Source organism: Paraglaciecola chathamensis S18K6 (assembly GCA_000314955.1).
In the GTDB taxonomy this organism is placed as follows: Bacteria; Pseudomonadota; Gammaproteobacteria; order Enterobacterales; family Alteromonadaceae; genus Paraglaciecola; species Paraglaciecola chathamensis.
This window is the reverse complement of record BAEM01000033.1, coordinates 285,339-303,525: the sequence shown is the minus strand read 5'-3', so window position 1 is coordinate 303,525 and position 18,187 is coordinate 285,339. Positions and strand designations below refer to the sequence as shown.

Below are 18,187 nucleotides of genomic sequence, written 5' to 3'. Positions count from 1 at the left end.
CTCTACTAGTAAAACCGGTTATTACGCAGGCTCATTGTTAACGATAATCAGCCATAAAAATACAATCAGTAGCAAGCTCGTCAACATTTAAGGTTGAACGACTACCTCAATCCCACTGCCTTCAAGTACATTGTTTACTTCAAAGGGTGTTAAGGGAGCATGCCCCACTAGGCCACTATTTGAGCCATTCATTTGTGCATTAACGCTACTTCGACCTAACGTTAAGGTTTCAATAAGACCTCTTTGATAGCTAGCATAATAATCTTGGCCAACATTCTCAACCGTTTGTATCGCTTGTTGCAGTATATTTACGCTCTGGGTATCAGATGAGTGCCAATTAGCGAGCAAGGTCACGTTGACATCATAGAAGGGTATCAAAGAGAACCAATCATCATCCCTATCTTCGATAAGCGTGTTTAAGTAAGCAATGTCGTTGCTATACAGTCGTTCCATGTAGACGCTGTACGCCATCAGTTGAAACTGGCCAACCGGCAAATGGATACCCCGCCCCGAAGGCGGCGCAGGCAAAGCTCTATTTTGAATATGTGCAGCTAAAAGCTGCTTGATATAATCAGTATAAGCGTCGCGGTTAGAGAGCAACTCAAAATGACGAACGTCAAATTCTGTAATAGATAACGACGCCAGATCCGCAGCCACATGATAGAAGCCGTCTACCTGTTTAAATCGGCACACCTCTTGGTATTCATCTCCCTCGTTTATCGCCTTTATAAATGTGTTAGGGCTTATGCGGTTGTAATGTTCGTGAGCGCGCCCTGATTCGAGTCGGTAATAATTTTCTGTGCTCACGGTCGCACTTGTATCGTGATGATCGTTACAGCATTGCTCACACCTCGCATGCTGGGCTGGTTGGGCCACGCCCTTGCCTTTTATGGCATCACTGCCTTGCTGAGTGACAAACCTTCCTCCTTGAAGCACCGGCATGGCTGGAGTTTTACCTAAGCCACTACGAGACAACCGACATTCGCACCCAACCACTAACTGGCTTTCTATCTGAGTTTTCTCATACTCTGGTGATAACAACTCAACACGATTTTGCTCTATCTCTATTGCTACCTTGCTATTTATAACATCAATTGTCGGCGTGGTACTTTGTACTGCTAGGTCAGGGGTTAAGCGATGCAAAAAATCAATATTGTTATTCGTTGGCTCGTAAAAAACCTGTAGCCGGCGTTCAATCCCCATATTTGTATTGACCACATGTTGGCTTCGCGCAAAGGGAATCGGCGTAATTTGACTAGTGATAGCAACACTTAACGTATCGCCAAACTGATTTTGCCATGCAACGCTTATCCGCAATGACTTTTTCGGTGCGATAACAGGCAAGGTTTGCGGTAAATTCCCATCGCCTTCGGGTAGCCAAGTATCGGGTAGAGCGTCGTTGTCGGTATCGACGAAATACATATTTTTTACTTGCCAATGCAGCTCAAAAGGAATGGTCTGCGCTTGCGATTGCCACAAGTTTAAATCAATTGTCCCAGCGGCTATCACGCCCCCTGTGTCGGTATGAATATCTTGATAACTTGTTTGACCAGCACTGGCATGCAGCACACTAAAACGTCTTAAGTCATGTAACTTTTTATTGGCGAGGGTCAGTGCTTGCTGGCGTAAATTTAACGTATGATCAAGCTTAATGTAATGCGACTGCAATTGTACGTAGCCCGCTACACCAAATAGCATAATCGCTGTGGCAATCAATACTTCTAACAAACTAAAGCCTGAGTGAGTTTTCATTTAAAAATCACGCCAACTGCCGCTAACCTTGCCCAAGCGCTGCATATCCGCATCTAAATGCAACCTTGCCAAAACACTCGCATGGTATCGAACAGACAACTGGCTCATGGCAACCTCAATCGGAGAAAGTAGTACCAAGGCGCCGTTGAGCTGCGCGCTAGTGGCCATCGCTATGCGTTTTTCCGGTGCGGGGTTAAGCGTACTTAAAAAAACAACCAATCCAAAAATACGGCTATCTGCAGGCATCAGCAATGCTGAGTTTGCTAAAACTAAGATAACAGGCGCGCTATCAGAGCCTATATGCTGCCCTACGTTTAAAGCACATTCGCCTTGTACCCAAATAACGCGCTGACCTGTCACCGTAGCTTCATCACAATCTGAGGCGATAAGTGACACTTCGCTCTTCAAAATACGCCAGTCGTTCATAGGAATATTAAATAAGTAAGACAGCACATCGCCCGGAAATGCCGAGTGCTCCTTAAGCAGGTCACTGCCCAGTTGAGAATGAGCAGAGTACATATCAAACGCACAGCGACTTTCATCAAACAACTGTAGTGAGCAGGTCCGGCTATCGACATCAATATTGGGAATGGGTTTATCTGTCCACACTGAAACCGGAACGCCTTGACCACCGCCATTCGGATTTGCTCCCAAAATAAATGGCAAGTTTGAAGGCAGCTCGATTGCGCTTATCAAAGGAGCAGAAGGAACAGTATTTAAAAAGGGATAGCGCAGAACTTGCTCACTCACGTGATGATGACTTTGCTCATCGGCTGATTCCCCACTGGCATAAACAGTTGCCCAATGTAAATTCATGTTATTACGAGGGACTTGATGAAAGTCGGCCCATACCTTAGCGCGTAAATTATTGTCGAGCATGATAGTGTGCTCTTGCCCAAGCCATCCACTATCTACTTGAATACGGCTCATTCCATGTGCTAAACCACCTAAAGCAGTGGCAGCCGACTGCGCTTGGTTTTGAGTGTTAAGCAAAATCTTATGTTCAAGGGATTTGACCCGCCCTGTGTGCAAAGTCACTAAACTGGCAATCATCAACAACAGCGAAACACTGACCAACATAATTGCTCCTCGCTGTGCGAGTAAGCTAGGGAGGTTACTGCGCATGATTACGCACGGTAAAGCGCATAGTATGTTGCCGAGACACGTCAGGCTGAACTTTTAGGTTCGCCACTAGGTTCATCTCTACTTGGGTTAAGACTCGCCCACTTACCACCAACTCATGAAACGTGAAATGCAGACGCGTGATGTGCACCACACTCGAGTCTGTTAAGTCGTGCCAGCCGCCTGCGTCACATGGCGCCCCAGCGGTGCGCATTTCGATTGCTTTATTGCGCAGACGATAACCGTAATTTTCATTGCCATTTTGGTTATCAAGCATTCCATTAGCATTGCGATCGTATGCGAATAGAATACAGCTATTTAACGTTTCATTAGGGAATTGACCTAGGCGCAAAGAGCGCCCAAAGGAGCTCATTGCATTTTGTGGTTCAGTTACTTGAAGTGAAGCATTTCCATCAAAACCTGCTCTGGCGATATCCCGGGCTAACAGCTGAGACACTAGGGTAAATTCTTCATTCAAACGAGACGATGACAGTAAACTTGCATTCACGCCCACACCAAAACCGATAAAAGCAGTAAATGCTGACAAAGCTGATACCCCTAAGGACATAGCTATCATTAACTCAATGAGCGAGCTACCTTTGGCGTTTTTCAGCGTCATCAACATGCTGGATGCGCCAATATATTACCCTCGAGTACACACATACGCACCCGCCCCATATTACTCAGAATAAGCTTCAGTTGATCATTTGCGTCACCAAAGGTAACCGAACCAGAATTTCCCATAGCCATACCTCGCTCGCCATCGAAAACGGCACTGTTATTTTGACCAAAACGTACCTGTAACAGTGAAACAGAAGCGTAATCACTGTGCGCAATACGAGTTTGAACACCATGAACAGAACAATCATCATCGATTTGGCAATCACACCATTGGGATACATTCATGCCTAAACACCAACTTTGACCTGGGTGAATGCTCACAAACACATCCTCTGATGATGCGATGGCGCTGGCTCTTGCGTGCTGCATAAAGAAATAGCTCGCTTGAGTGGCTTGCTTAATGTGAAGCTGCTGTTTGGAATCTAACAGTGAGGGCACACCTAACGTCATAAGAATCATAGTGATAGAAATCACTAACATTAATTCTAATAACGACATTCCGTGGCATGTATTCATCGCTATCCATGTTTTTCAATCAAGTAGTGGCGTAACAATACGCGCAAACTAAAGCGAGAAACGATGTATTAATCAAACGTTCGATCATCAATACATTGAGCTTTGACGGCATTTTGCGTGGCGAAAATCAAAATATAGACGTATAAAGATAGACCAAATTGAGAAATATTTTAGGCGGCAGTAAAAAATATTTACGCAACAAAAAATAGCAAGGACGAACAGTGAAACAGCAGCTCTTTTTCGATACTAACACTGGCTTTAGTTTGCTTGAGTTAATGATAGTGTTGGCCATCGTCGGTATTCTCGCCATGATTGCCCTACCGACTTACCAAAGTCATATCATTCACGGCCGCAGAGTGGACGCACAAAACACTTTATTAAAATGGCACCTGCAACAAGAACGTTATCGTATCTCACATACACAATATGCAGATGAAACAGCGCTTCCTCCTCCCGCTGGAACGGCGTATCAATTTAGTGCAGCAGACATTTCAGCAACGCACTTCACTCTGACAGCAGAAGCGACATCAGCGCAACAAACAGATGTGGGCTGTACCACCTTAACCATCGACCAGTCTATGCACAAAACCCCACAAGCGTGTTGGCCTCGCTAGTCGAAGGAACGTCGTTTATATAAAAGAGTTCGAACCGTTAGGTATGTGCCGTTTTAATACCATAGCGGGTGTGTTCATACGTTACCCTGTCAGTATTCGCGATAAACTGACTTCATGAAAAAACTATATTCGAATTGCGCTAATAGCGCTTTTAAGCAACAAGGGGTATCACTCATCGAGTTGATGGTCAGTGTCAGTATTACGATCGTGCTTGCAGCCAGCGTTGCCCCCAGTCTGCAAGCTACAATCTCACAGAACACAATTGCAGCGCAGATGAACCAAATCAGCGCGCTGGCACAATTTGCTAGGGGACACGCCATCGACAATCAAATCGAGACGGCGCTGTGTGCCACCGCTGACTATTCAACTTGCTCTCATAATTGGTCTCAAGCCAAAATGGTTTTTGTCGATTCCAACAGTGATGGCGAACGTAATGCAACAGAGACATTGCTTACGTCATTAAGTAAAGAGGAAAGCAACATCGAGGTAAAGGGCCCGCAAAATGCAATTTCGTTTACTCAAAATGGAGGGGCAAATAGCAATGCTGATATTCTGTTTTGCGGTGACCAAGCATCATCTCATCGTGCATTACTTATAAGTATGCAAGGTAGAGTAAAAACCAGCCAAGACAGCAACAACAACAAAATTCATGAAGACAGAGACGGCAACGCTTTAAACTGTTCATAATTGTGCTAAGCAAAATCAGCTTACTTTGGTTTATTGCGTTGATTTATCGCGTTGGCTTATCGCCTTAACAACGCCAACAGAACTCCGCCGCAGAAAGCGCTCCGTCAGCGTTTTGATCCCACGCTTTACGCCCATCACTGTAATAGAATAGCGCACCTTGGCTTGTAATCAGGGGTTGCGCTTTAACCCGGTAAGCAGAACCTCCCCCCGTCAAAGAATCAATCGTCAAGTTGTAAGCTTTATTGCTCGCAGCCTCGCTAGCCGGTGAGTGACTCGAAAAAATGGCAGGAACTCCAGTATCACCACCTTCTTGCGCGGCACCTGCATAACTAAAATTAGCTAATTTATGCCGCTCTAACTGGGCGGCAAATGCCAATAAGTCTGCCTGTGCAACACTGCGCTTACTGTCGGTTATGTAACTTTGGTAACTAGGGTAAGCAAGGGTGCTAACAATCCCTACGATAGCCACAGCAATCATTAACTCCATCAAGGAGAAGCCACGACTGTAGGTTATCTTTACTGATTTGCGAATGGGCATGCTATTCATCTTCTTGTCGTTCAATTTCTGTTTTCCAACTGCTTTTTTGGATCCGTTCAAATCGGCCATATATGTTTTGCGCCAAACACCCGAATGCTGAAGTACAGGCTACTTCATTGCCCTGCTCGTCTATCTCGATAACAGCCGAAGCGCACTCTGTGCCTAAGCACACAACGGGCTGTAAGATATCTTCAATTAGAATCTTTGTATCAGGCGCGATACCGGTTTGCTTTAAATTGGTAAATCTATCTTGATGAGTGGTTTGATTATCATTATTTAAATCGACCACGGCATTACCATTAATCAATTCAACTAAATACGCACGACTGTTACCGCTAGGCGGGGCACACAAGCTGTCGTTTGCGGACGCAGGTAGATACGTGGTGAAGAATACTTGATAGTTTAATATGAGTGGTGAAGCCAGCACCTTTTCGCCGCCGCTACCAAGGTCTACGAGCCAACCTGCCCGATTAGCGTATATCGCCCCTTGCTCTTCGACTACCGTTTGATCAGACGATGTCAGCAAATGAGCCGTTGCATCATACAGATCATCGCGGGTGAAGGGATTTTCTGGCAAACCATAATCCCCCTGCTCGTCTTTAGTAAAAATACCAAAATCTTTTAGCATATAAAAACTGTCTTGGATCTCGGCATTCAAAGGGTGTGCTCTATAACCAGAGCCAATTGCGACAGCATAAAAGTTTTCATCAATCGTGCTTATTTGCGCAACGTCAGGTGCATAATAAAAGCGGCGATTGTCTTCTGCTAAGTCACCACCGAGATCAGCAAGTAAACCACCACTGACTAACTCACTACGCCCTAAACCATTGTGTATGTCCAAACGAAATAATTGGCCGCCTAAATCAGCTACATACATATGGTCGGCAAGCCCGTCATTATCTCTATCAATGACAGAAATACGCGCAGGAATACTATACTCCATGTCCCCCAATAAAAGGTCTGCACCGCTGTTACTTGCTGACCAAATTAACGCTCCGGTATCTGCATCAACAATAAACACAGCATTACCCACGCTATCGGCACTGCGAGCAACTTTATTGTCTTGCTCAACATCGTAACCGCCACCAAAAATAAGCACGTTACGTATCGTTTCACCGACTTTAATCTTAGTGACGGTTGGCCGTGACCATGTTTGTCCTAGCTTTTCAAAGCCGGTATTGCCGCCGACGATTTGATGTACCAAAATAGGATTCGTTTTACTCGTGATATCAAATGTATAGTAGTTTCGTCCCCCTCTACGCATCCCCACATACAGATAAATTTTATCCTCGAAATGGCGTAAAACTAAATCACCATCTAAGCCATAAATATGATTCGATGTGGTGTTTTCTCGGTAAAACTCATACAAGTTCCCGAGTAACTCTTGAGGAATAACGGCGAAATTTTCGCTGCCCGTTTGCGCGTCAAAGGAATGTAAAAAGCCCTGATTTGTAGCGACGAAAATAGCACTGTCGGTAGCAGAATAATTAACAATAACGGGTTGGGAATGAATCGGGTCGCCCATTTGCAAACGTATGTCTGAGGTATCGCCATCTCCGTCATCGTCTTTTAGATCAACGCCCCTTACCCACTTTAATAAGTTACTGCGCACAGTAGTTACGTCGCTAAGCATATCAATGTTCAGTAGCGCCCCTGTCAAACTGATATTGTTTTCATGCAACCGATTGGCGCTATTCGCCAACGGCCCCGGGACCGAGAAAGTAAATAAATTTCGCGCAAGACTTAACTTGCTCGCAGCACCGCCTTGGCGCACGTCGTTACCATCAGTTAGCACTGACCAATAGCTGTGAGCTTGCTCAGAGAAGAAACCATTACCGTCATCCACCGCAGGCAACCCATTTTTATCTAATATGGTATCCCCATCGATTTTATATTTCTTTAAATTGCCGGGCCAGTTACTGCCCTCAGAGGGCTTAAATAATGCAAAGTACAATTCGTCTTTGTGGGTTAAACGATTGAGTTGGTTGACTGCAACACCCGGGGATACAAATGTTGCGTTAACATCTTTCACGGTTTTCAAAATAGACTGGAACGCGCCAAGCAATTCTTGACTGTTGTCCGCTTGGTAGAATCCGCCGCCCCCTTGTAAGGCTATCTGATTTAAAAAGCTGTTGGCCTGAGTATTCGCTGCAAATCCAATGGTATGCGTAATAATGCGACTATCTATTACTGACTCTTCAGTATCAGCGATATTACGAACCAAGCTCAAGCCGCACTTTTCACCACCACTACCGGTACAAGATGCGCTTAATAATGTTTCAATTTCATCTACGCTGTGGTTGTTGTTAGCTTCTCCGTCGGAGAGTAGCACTATGTGATTGTTGACCTGACATTGGCGGTCAGTAATCGGCGATAAATAACGTGCACCTTGCGGAATTTGTTGAGTAATACAATTAGACGAACTTAAATTATCTTCCTCACATCCTGATGGTAACGTGGCATCTTGCCCTGTATACGAAAGCCGATGGCTGACACGCGTGTTGCGTCGCACAGTATTCGACACCGAATTGTTACCTCGGGTTAAACCGTAATCCACGTCTAACCCACCGTAATAAAGCACTCCTTCATATAAGGTGTCGACTATGGGGGTATACCCGCTGGCGCTTAGCTCATCCACTTTACTGACTAAGTGCTCTCGCACCGTTGACGTTTGCCCTGGGGTTGCCTGACCTTGAAATTCAATGACTAATTTAGCCGCCCCCGAAGGGCGTTCAGAATAGGTGTATGCCCCGCGCGTATTGTTGAAATCAGACAATATGAACATCATGTCATTCCCCGATTGCCAATCGCCGCGGTTGACTAACTGGTTAACAATACTGGCCACTGACGGGCTCTGATACTCTCGATTGCGATACCAGCGTTCGATACCGCTCCAAGTGACAGCCGAGGTTTTAGCTTTATTTCTCAACAAATACCGAGAATAATTATTAAAGCTTCTTGGATCAGCTTCATTAGCAGCTTCAATTGTCATCGAGGCGCTATTATTGTAACTATTTTGATAAGCGGTAAATTCAAGATAGGCATTGCTGACGACTGCGCCTTGAGGCAGGGCAATATTACGAAAGCGCAAGCCAATATAGTCATTACTATTGGCGTTAAATGTCAGCTCACTGCCCGTAGATTGATAGCCGTTATAGCGCTCTTCAGCATTATTAGATTGGCTATCAATTTGATAGGTTAAGTCGCCAGTAATACATCCCGTTGCCGTGGTTTCGTCGTACACCACCACCAGCTGTGGTGATAGCCCGCCCCCTTGCTCAAAACTATCGGCAAGGCGGTTACTAGACGCGCTCAACCCTTGGGCTGTTAAAATAATATTGAGATTATTGCCTCCACACCAATCTGCTAAATCCACGACTTCTTGGATCACCGAACTAAAATCAATCGAAGCAACCGTATCTCCCACAGAAGGCCAGTCATTTTCTTGATCCCAAATCACTTGATTAGAGGTTTGTGTTCGACTGCTGATATTTTGCTGGCTGCTTGTAAACGTAGTCGCGTTTGCCGTTAACTCAGCTGCGATATTTATTGTTGTGGCAGAGGCGTCATACCCTCGCGAGGTAAAACGCAAGTAAGCACTTGTTATTGTTGCGCCTTGAGGAATATTCAGCATTTGGTAACGTAAGCCAGTGATAACCTGCTCAGTTCCGGCGGATAGCGTCAAACTACTGCTATTTAAACTGACACTGCCTGAACGCTCAGTTGCATCATCTGAACTTTGCACAATGGGTGTAATCAGCTCAGGGGACACAGTGTCATCTATTGGGCGCACCGGATACAGGATTGGGCCGCCATAATCAGAAAAGCGCATTAAACCCGCGTTCACATTGGTCACAGAGCGCAGGGTTTCTTTTAGTGCATTTTGTACCCTAAGCATGCGAGATTCATTGGTATTATCATAGGCTCCCATACTGCCCGAGGTATCCATAATAAACAGCACGTTTGGGTCGTACTTCACCTGTTCGTTGCTCGTTCCAAAATATATCTCTAAATCATCTGCCCACGCCCGCATCGATGAACTCAAACAAAGCAGTAAAAATAGCATTCTGCAATACAACATAATGCCTCCGATTATTGTGATGCTGGCGCCAAGACGGCGGCAGTTAAACTGTTGGCGACAATCGAGCGGCGACCTTCCATTTGGCCGCATCCCTTAATAACAAAAACATGACAGGTAATATGGCTGCCACTGATCACGTTACTTGATCCTAAACATGCCTGCTCGCGCACATAGGCGGTGCGTGACCAGCTATCGATAGCTGGGCTTGTATCATAATGCCCCTGCTCTAGATGTTGTGCGCCGATTGAAAGCCCTGCACTGGTAACACGTCGGTTGATCCAACTCTCGTTATCTTGGCAACGCAAAGCTTCGTTTTGCATGTCTAGCGCGTCGTTTTGTCGTGCTTGGGTTAACGGGTCTATCATCACCAAATCGCTTATCACAGTGCTATCTTCAGATTCAAATACCACGCCCGCAATGGCCGCCTCTGCTGCATCAAACGCGAGGGTTTGGGTTTGCAACGACACCGCCATTTTATTTTGCAATAGTCCGCTAGACACAGATGCTATCCCCAGCACAGTCAGACTAACCAGTACCAGCAACGCAAAAACCATAACCAATCCCTGTTGCTTGCTTCGCTGATTAAGTCTCTGACAGCTTCGCTGATTGCCTAGCTGACTAGCGTGCGCAAATGAGTATTTACTCTTCATAATTTTCTACTTCGCATAAGATTTTTAACATTTCGCAGCGTTATCGTGGTTTCAAATGGCTTAAATAAGCCTGTTCCACTGGGTGTAATTACGGCTTCATTTAATAACTTGTAGCTTTTCTGAGTACTGACTTGTGCTTCCCCTTCCCCGCGCAAGAGCACCGCTAAACGCAAGGCAACAACCTGACTCCCGCTGGTCAATAAGACTCCGAGTTCATCAGCACGGACATAACGAATGGGACGACCCGAATTATCACCAGAGAACGCGTTATTCGTAACCCCGTAAAGCGCTTGAAAGCTAAACACATCATCCAGAATGATTTCTGCGCTGTTGTCTACAAGCGGGTTGCTCGCTAACGTTCCCCGCAGTACTCGCCCGTCAAAGCCTCGACAACGTAGAGCGTTATTTTGTACAAAGTAATGATTCACCACGTAAAACTCTTCATCTTGTGCATAACCCAAACGGTTACCTCTGCAATCCATACTGCCTTGAAATCCAATAACTAAGTTGTCATTCGCCCCGGCGCTGCCTTGCGTTGTGCCAAGCAACGGCATAGTGGTTAAATCGCCCGGCAATAAAACAGGTCGATTTTGCACAAAGCTTGCCTCCTCAATCACGTCAACAGCATTACTAAGGTTGCTGTCGAGTAAATCAGAGCGTCCTGCCATGAGCATTTCTTGGCGCAGGCGACTGATCACAAAGCGGCCATTTTCCTGTACTGACGTCACAGCTTGATTAACACCTTGAGTCACCCTTGAACTGACCATCACTTGAATCACAGCACCAGAAATCACCAAGCCCAAGGCCAAAGCGATCATCAATTCAATAAGACTGAACCCTGCCTGTGATTGCTTGAAGGTGGCGTTACTTTGCATTACAAGGTTAAATCCAAGGTGACGCAGTCGTGGGCAATACTCTGATTCGCATTACATTCAACATTTAAAATACGTTCTTGGTTTTGCCAGCTTTCAACCGGCCACGCCACCATAATTTGATGACGTGATCCCGCACTGCAACTATCTGCGTCCAATGTATTGTTGTCATCACAGGATAAAGAAACCGATAAACTAGGCGCAGCGGCAGTAACCGCACAGGAAACCTCATAAGCGTCAAATTGAGCAAATTGAGCACTAGAGCATTGGTTTTGTTGACAGTTTGGTAAAGAAGCAGGTAAAGCTAAGCAAAAGCACTCGTACGGGGAGCCCCCTGAATCACAAGAAAGACCAGCGAAATTGTATGCGTCTTGAACGAAATATTGATTATCAACCACCAGCCCAAGTCCCAGTGCAGACGGCTCGGCGGCAGCGCGTAAGCGCTCACTGAACTGCTGAGCCACTAAAACAGCTTGGCTACGATGTAACGCATCCGCGTTTGAAAAAGCACTGACAAATTGCAAAGAGGCCACGCCAAGTAAGCCCACCGTTAAAATAAACAAGGTGACTAATATTTCGACCATGCCCACCCCGTTCATCCTCCTTGGTGATGATGGACCTGCCGCTTGATGGAAAGTAGATATAGTTGTTTTGATAAACGCTAACCACGAACGAAATAGTGATATTGAAGCTTAGCGCAATGCAGGTGAAGTTTAGTTATCGACTTTAGACTATAGGTATATTTGCTAAAGGGCTAAAACGTGGCGTGGCCTAGGGGGCAAGAACAGATGGTTCAGATGAATAAAAAAGGAACAAAGGAGGTTATTGTGCAATGACGGAATAACGGAAAATGATAAGAATTAACGCTGTAAAAAATACGCAATGGCAGTTACACAGAATTCGTTATAGGCTCAAAACCATCGTTAATTCCACAGATGAATACCAAGCATGAGCGATAACAAACATAAGCTACTGAGCACACCAGAATGCCCCCAGCAACTATGTTCAACTAAAGATATTAGCTTACTTGTTTAACTCGTAATTCTTTTGGTACGGCAAACTCGATATTTTCGAGGCGGCCCGCACGTTCAGTGGCACTGCTAGCCCCCCAAAGTTTCAGGCGATCAACCACCCCTTGTACTAGCACTTCAGGCGCAGACGCTCCCGCGGTAACACCAATGTGCTTAGCATCGACTAACCATTCTTTTTGAATACAATCAGCATCGGCAATCAAGTGTGCTTTTGCGCCGATTTTTTCAGCCAGTTCACGTAGTCGATTAGAGTTAGAGCTGTTTTGTGCCCCAACCACAAGCAACACATCACAATCGGCTGACAGTTCACGCACCGAATCTTGGCGGTTTTGCGTTGCGTAGCAAATATCATCTTTACGTGGCCCTTCAATCGCAGGGAATTTTGCGCGCAACGCATCAATCACATCAGCCGTATCATCAACAGACAAGGTAGTTTGGCTACAGTAATACAGCGCGGATGGGTTTTTCACCACTAGCTTAGCAACGTCATCAACCGACTCAACCAAGTAAATGCCGCCATCTTGGTTATCATATTGGCCCATGGTGCCTTCTACTTCAGGGTGACCTTGATGACCAATAAGAACGCATTCGGTGCCTTTTGAACTGGCACGCATCACTTCCATATGAACCTTGGTAACTAATGGGCAGGTTGCATCAAATACCTTCAAACCGCGTGAGCTCGCTTCATTACGCACGGCTTGTGATACACCATGAGCCGAGAAAATCACTATGCTGTCATCTGGCACTTCCACTAACTCATCTACAAAAACAGCCCCGCGCTCTTTAAGTCCATCCACCACAAATTTGTTGTGCACCACTTCGTGACGCACATAAATAGGCGGTGAGAAAATTTCCAAAGCACGTTCGACAATCGTAATGGCTCGGTCTACGCCGGCACAAAAGCCTCGTGGGTTAGCCAAATGAATTTGCATAATGTTTCCTAGGGTTAACGTTTACTCAAAAAGGGGGATGTAAATTACACGACGGAAATAATTTCAACGTCAAATGTAATCGTTTGCCCAGCTAAAGGATGATTGAAATCCACCGTCACGGATGCACCAGCAACTGAACGTACTATACCGGGTAACTCACTACCATCAGGTTGAGAAAAGGTCATAATCATGCCCTCTTCTGCTGGCGTTTCACCACTGAATTTATTGCGATCAAGGTGATAAATATTATCGGGATTCGGAAATCCGAACGCATCTTGAGGCTCAAGCGTGAACGACTTTTTGTCGCCCGCCACTAATCCCAATAAGCAGCTTTCGAACCCTGGGGTTAAATTTCCGTCCCCTATAACCAACTTAGCAGGCTTATTGTTAACCCGCGTGCTGTCGGCCGCTGAGCCATCAGATAATTTCAAATCAAAGTGTAATACCACTTCACTGTTGTCGGTAATGACCCCAGATGAATCACTCATTTACATTGTCCTTATTTTTGAACATATCTATTACTAACAAAAAGGCCCCTAAACAGATTGCACTGTCAGCCACGTTAAATGCAGGCCAGTACCAATCTTGATAGTAAAGCACTAAGAAATCGATAACGAAACCATGCATCAAGCGATCAAACACATTGCCGAGGGCACCGCCAATAATCAAACAAAATGCCACGGGTAACATCACTTGCTGGCGAGTGGTCTCTTTCAACCACCACGTCACCAAGCCACATACTGCAATGGCAATACCGGTAAATAACCAGCGCTGCCAACCGCCAGCATCGCTTAAAAAGCTAAATGCCGCACCATAATTATAAACATGGGTCAGGTTGAAAAAAGAGGTGTACTGAATAGCTTGGTACGGCTCTAAATTCGCTACGATCCAGTGCTTAGTAACCTGATCGATGATAAACACCACTACGGCTAACCACAGAAAGCGCAGGCCACTTTGTCTAAATAAATTAAGCATAGGCGCGTGTTTCACCTTCACCGTCGACATTGGTTACACAACGTTGGCATAATTCAGGGTGTGCTTCGTTGGTTCCTACATCTTCACGGTGATGCCAGCAGCGAGCGCATTTCTCACCTTCTGACGCACTTATATGCAGCCACAGACCAGGCACTTCTGTTTCTGTGGCATCAGCAGGTTTGCTTTCAAGCGATTCAACTGACGCAGACGAGGTAATAAATACGAAGCGCGCTTCATCCTTTAACTTAGCAAGCAAGTCAGCAAGTTCAGGTGTCGCATAAATTTTCACTTCTGCTTCGAGCGATCCGCCGATAGTACCTTCTTTACGGGCAAGCTCGATTCTACGGTTAACTTCGTCTTTAACCGCTAATACTTGCTGCCAAAATGCATCATTGAATTGGGTATTCTGCGATTGAGCCGAAAGCCCTGTATACCAAGTGCCGGTAAATACGAACTCTTCTTCTTGCCAAGGCATCTCTTGCCAGATCTCTTGTGCAGTGAAGCTAGTAATTGGCGCCATCCAGCGCACAAGTGCTTCAACAATATGATAAAGAGCTGATTGACATGAACGACGAGCGTGACTGTCACTTTTGGCTGTGTATTGGCGATCCTTGATGATATCAAGATAGAAGCTACCCATTTCTATCGAACAAAATTGCATCAGCTTTTGAGTAACAACTAATAGATCGTACGCTTCATAAGCCTTAACAATCTCAGCTTGAATAGCATGGGCACGGCTGACAGCCCATTTGTCTAGCTCAACCATTTCTTCAAATGGCACCAGATCCGTTTTCGGGTTAAACCCATTTAAGTTCGCCAGTAAAAAGCGCGATGTGTTGCGAATTCGACGATACGCATCGGCTGAACGCTTAAGAATTTCATCAGATACCGCAATTTCACTACGATAATCAGTCGATGCCACCCACAAACGCAAAATATCTGCACCCAGCTTGTTAGTCACCTGCTGAGGCGCAATCGTATTACCCAACGATTTAGACATTTTCTTGCCTTTACCATCAACGGTGAAGCCATGAGTAAGCACTTGCTTGTAAGGTGCATGGCCTTTAGTGGCCACAGAGGTCATTAGCGACGACATAAACCAACCACGATGTTGATCTGAGCCTTCTAAATACAAATCAGCAGACGCTGGAATATCGTCGCGCTTGTCTACTACAAAATAATGACTGACGCCTGAGTCAAACCATACATCTAAGGTGTCTAGTACTTTAACAAAGGTATCGGCATCATCACCGAGTAAGTCTTGTGGTTCGAGATCCCACCATGCTTGAATGCCTTCGCTTTCAACACGTTGCGCGACTTGCTCAATGAGCTCGTCCGTGTTCGGGTGTAAATCACCTGTGTCTTTATGAACAAACAAAGCAATTGGTACACCCCAAGTACGCTGGCGCGAAATACACCAGTCAGGGCGTCCCGCAACCATACTCTCAATACGGCTTTCACCCCATTCAGGGATCCACTGCGTATTATGAATTTCTTTGATTGACGATTCACGTAAGCCATTTTTATCCATGCCGATAAACCACTGAGGTGTGGCACGGAAAATCAATGGTGTTTTGTGGCGCCAGCAATGTGGATAACTGTGACTATATTTGAAGTGATGCACTAAAGCACCGCGCTCTGATAGTACTTCAACCACATGCTCATTGGCTTTAAATACATGTTCGCCAGCAAAAATTGGTGTGTTTTCAAGATAAACACCGTTTGCGCCTACCGGGTTCGCCACTTCTAAATTGTATTGACGACCAACGTTGAAATCTTCTACACCATGGCCTGGGGCGGTGTGTACACACCCTGTACCTGAATCGGTTGTTACATGCTCACCTAAAATAAGAGGCACAGTAAAATCGTAGAAAGGATGCTTCACTTGCATATTTTCAAGAGTTTGACCTAACGCAGTCCCCATCACTTGGCTATTTTCGATGCCAAAACGCTTTATGCATTCATCAAGCAAGTCAGTTGCCACGACCAAGCGCTCGGAGCCGGTATCCGACTGCACCTGTACTAAGCTGTATTCTAATTCTGGGTGCAAAGAAATCGCGCGGTTTGCCGGTAATGTCCAAGGGGTCGTGGTCCAAATGACCACAGAAATAGTACCTTCACCTAAGCCTTCACCAGTTGCAGTGAATTGCTCGGTAAAGCTGGCTTCATCAGCCACGTTGAAGCGAACATCAATAGAAGGCGATACTTTATCTTGGTACTCTACCTCAGCCTCAGCTAACGCAGATCCACAATCTGTACACCAATGTACTGGTTTGAAGCCTTTTTCCAAATGTCCTGAACGCACAACATTACCCAACTCACGGATAATGTTAGCCTCAGAAACAAAGTCCATCGTCTTATATGGCTTGTCCCACTCGCCCAGTACACCTAGACGAATAAAATCTGTTCTCTGCCCGTTGATTTGCTTTTCAGCATACTCGCGACATTTCTGTCTAAATTCTGCAGCGGTGACTTTTTTGCCAGGTTTACCGACTTTCTTCTCAACCATCAATTCAATTGGCAGGCCATGACAATCCCAACCCGGAACATATGGCGCATCAAAGTCAGATAGCGTTTTTGATTTAACAATCACATCTTTAAGAATTTTGTTTACCGCATGACCAATGTGAATATCACCGTTGGCGTACGGAGGACCGTCATGCAATATAAAAGGTGTTTTGCCTTTTTTCGCCGCGCGAATTTTGTGATACAGCGCTTTGTTAGTCCAGTCATGCAGCATTTTAGGCTCACGCTGAGCCAAGTTTCCACGCATGGGGAACTCAGTCTCAGGCAAATTCAAAGTATGTTTGTAGTCACTCATTGATTGCTAAATCCAAAATCGTCGTTATTCGTCATTAATTTCAGTCAACACCGAGCAGTTGTTTCGCTTGCTCAGCATCACGTAATATTTGTTGATGCAACTGCTCGAATGAATCGAACTTAATTTCGTTGCGTAATTTTGCTCTTATGGCCACTGAAATAAAGCGCCCATAAAGATTGCCAGTAAAATGAAATATATGCACTTCTAACTGAGAGCGCTGACCGTTTACCGTCGGCCGTGTGCCTATATTTGCTACGCCGCTATATATTGTACCCGCTATGTCAACTTGAACAGCAAACACGCCATTAATGGGGGCATTGCAACGTTTGAGCAATAGGTTAGCGGTAGGAAAACCAATTGTGCGACCTTTTTTATCACCGTGCAGTACTTTGCCAGAAATCGTAAACGGACGACCAAGCATTTTTTCAGCTAAGGTAAAATTGTCTTCACTTAACGCCTTGCGTACTTCTGTAGAGCTAATGCGGTAATCATCTAACCGAAAACTCTGGGTGCTGACCACACTGAATCCGCACTTTTGACCTTCCGCTTGTAACATAGCGAAATTTCCGACTCGCCCCTTGCCGAAGCGAAAGTCGTCGCCCACCACCAAAAACTGTACGCCTAAATCTTCCACTAAAAGTTGCTCAACAAACTGCTCAGCGGTAAATGAAGCAAAGCGTTTATCAAACTTTAAGCACAATAGCCGGTCGACACCTAACGCTTTAAGCTGTACATATTTGTCACGTAATAAGCTTAAACGTGCGGGCGCATTGTCTGGAGTAAATAATTCTTCAGGTTGAGGTTCAAAAACCATTACCGTTGCAGGCAGCCCAAGTTCACGAGCCTTTACCACCAGCTGACTTAATACGGCTTGATGACCTAAATGCACTCCATCAAACTTACCAATTGTCAGTACGCATCCTCGGTGTCTGTCACGAAGATTATGTAAACCGCGGACTAATTCCACTGTGTTCC

Annotated in this window: 16 protein-coding genes; 2 read left to right on the top strand and 14 right to left on the bottom strand. The window is 45.4% G+C overall.

Going from position 1 to position 18,187, the window contains the following annotated elements:
* Nucleotides 1-87: 87 nt before the first annotated feature.
* From GCHA_RS12375 to GCHA_RS12360, 4 genes are read right to left on the bottom strand one after another with little or no spacing between them, the layout of a single operon-like run.
* Nucleotides 88-1,752, bottom strand: a complete 1,665-nt coding sequence (locus GCHA_RS12375; RefSeq protein ID WP_007988661.1) for a type IV pilus modification PilV family protein — start codon at nucleotides 1,750-1,752, stop codon at nucleotides 88-90.
* Complete coding sequence (locus GCHA_RS12370; RefSeq protein ID WP_007988659.1) at nucleotides 1,753-2,832, bottom strand: hypothetical protein; 1,080 nt, start codon at nucleotides 2,830-2,832, stop codon at nucleotides 1,753-1,755. It lies immediately after the preceding gene.
* Between the two features lie 34 nt (nucleotides 2,833-2,866).
* A complete protein-coding gene (locus GCHA_RS12365; RefSeq protein ID WP_007988657.1) occupies nucleotides 2,867-3,499 on the bottom strand; it encodes a hypothetical protein in 633 nt (210 codons plus the stop codon).
* Nucleotides 3,493-4,011: a GspH/FimT family pseudopilin gene (locus GCHA_RS12360; protein ID WP_013753174.1), complete on the bottom strand. Its 519-nt coding sequence runs from the start codon at nucleotides 4,009-4,011 to the stop codon at nucleotides 3,493-3,495. The genes GCHA_RS12365 and GCHA_RS12360 overlap by 7 nt, the downstream gene beginning before the upstream one ends.
* Nucleotides 4,012-4,232: 221 nt before the next feature.
* Between GCHA_RS12360 and GCHA_RS12355 the strand changes: the two genes are divergently transcribed.
* Both GCHA_RS12355 and GCHA_RS12350 read left to right on the top strand, forming a co-directional pair.
* Nucleotides 4,233-4,625: a type IV pilin protein gene (locus tag GCHA_RS12355; RefSeq protein WP_007988653.1), complete on the top strand. Its 393-nt coding sequence runs from the start codon at nucleotides 4,233-4,235 to the stop codon at nucleotides 4,623-4,625.
* A gap of 114 nt (nucleotides 4,626-4,739) precedes the next feature.
* Nucleotides 4,740-5,312: a GspH/FimT family pseudopilin gene (locus GCHA_RS12350; RefSeq protein ID WP_007988651.1), complete on the top strand. Its 573-nt coding sequence runs from the start codon at nucleotides 4,740-4,742 to the stop codon at nucleotides 5,310-5,312.
* A gap of 64 nt (nucleotides 5,313-5,376) precedes the next feature.
* Here the strand turns inward: GCHA_RS12350 and GCHA_RS12345 are convergent, their stop codons facing one another.
* From GCHA_RS12345 to ribF, 10 genes are all read right to left on the bottom strand, one after another.
* Nucleotides 5,377-5,850 carry a type IV pilin protein gene (locus GCHA_RS12345; RefSeq protein WP_039992423.1) on the bottom strand — a complete coding sequence of 158 codons (474 nt, stop codon included), beginning with the start codon at nucleotides 5,848-5,850 and terminating at the stop codon, nucleotides 5,377-5,379.
* Nucleotide 5,851: 1 nt separating this feature from the next.
* Complete coding sequence (locus GCHA_RS12340; RefSeq protein WP_007988647.1) at nucleotides 5,852-9,931, bottom strand: PilC/PilY family type IV pilus protein; 4,080 nt, start codon at nucleotides 9,929-9,931, stop codon at nucleotides 5,852-5,854.
* Between the two features lie 11 nt (nucleotides 9,932-9,942).
* The gene (locus GCHA_RS12335; protein WP_007988644.1) at nucleotides 9,943-10,485 is read right to left on the bottom strand and encodes a PilX N-terminal domain-containing pilus assembly protein; all 543 of its coding nucleotides are present in this window, start codon (nucleotides 10,483-10,485) and stop codon (nucleotides 9,943-9,945) included.
* A gap of 92 nt (nucleotides 10,486-10,577) precedes the next feature.
* Nucleotides 10,578-11,456: a PilW family protein gene (locus tag GCHA_RS12330; RefSeq protein WP_007988642.1), complete on the bottom strand. Its 879-nt coding sequence runs from the start codon at nucleotides 11,454-11,456 to the stop codon at nucleotides 10,578-10,580.
* Complete coding sequence (locus GCHA_RS12325; protein ID WP_052017994.1) at nucleotides 11,456-12,037, bottom strand: PilV family protein; 582 nt, start codon at nucleotides 12,035-12,037, stop codon at nucleotides 11,456-11,458. The genes GCHA_RS12330 and GCHA_RS12325 overlap by 1 nt, the downstream gene beginning before the upstream one ends.
* A 434-nt stretch (nucleotides 12,038-12,471) precedes the next feature.
* Nucleotides 12,472-13,416: a 4-hydroxy-3-methylbut-2-enyl diphosphate reductase gene (gene ispH / locus GCHA_RS12320; RefSeq protein ID WP_007988638.1), complete on the bottom strand. Its 945-nt coding sequence runs from the start codon at nucleotides 13,414-13,416 to the stop codon at nucleotides 12,472-12,474.
* Between the two features lie 44 nt (nucleotides 13,417-13,460).
* Nucleotides 13,461-13,904: an FKBP-type peptidyl-prolyl cis-trans isomerase gene (gene fkpB / locus GCHA_RS12315; protein WP_007988636.1), complete on the bottom strand. Its 444-nt coding sequence runs from the start codon at nucleotides 13,902-13,904 to the stop codon at nucleotides 13,461-13,463.
* The gene (gene lspA, locus GCHA_RS12310) at nucleotides 13,897-14,391 is read right to left on the bottom strand and encodes a signal peptidase II (RefSeq protein WP_007988634.1); all 495 of its coding nucleotides are present in this window, start codon (nucleotides 14,389-14,391) and stop codon (nucleotides 13,897-13,899) included. Before lspA ends, fkpB begins: the two co-directional genes overlap by 8 nt.
* On the bottom strand, nucleotides 14,384-17,212 hold the full coding sequence (gene ileS / locus GCHA_RS12305; protein WP_007988633.1) for an isoleucine--tRNA ligase: 2,829 nt from the start codon (nucleotides 17,210-17,212) through the stop codon (nucleotides 14,384-14,386). Before ileS ends, lspA begins: the two co-directional genes overlap by 8 nt.
* 40 nt (nucleotides 17,213-17,252) lie before the next feature.
* Entirely contained in the window at nucleotides 17,253-18,179 is a 927-nt protein-coding gene (gene ribF, locus GCHA_RS12300; RefSeq protein WP_007988627.1) for a bifunctional riboflavin kinase/FAD synthetase, read from the bottom strand.
* Nucleotides 18,180-18,187: the final 8 nt, after the last annotated feature.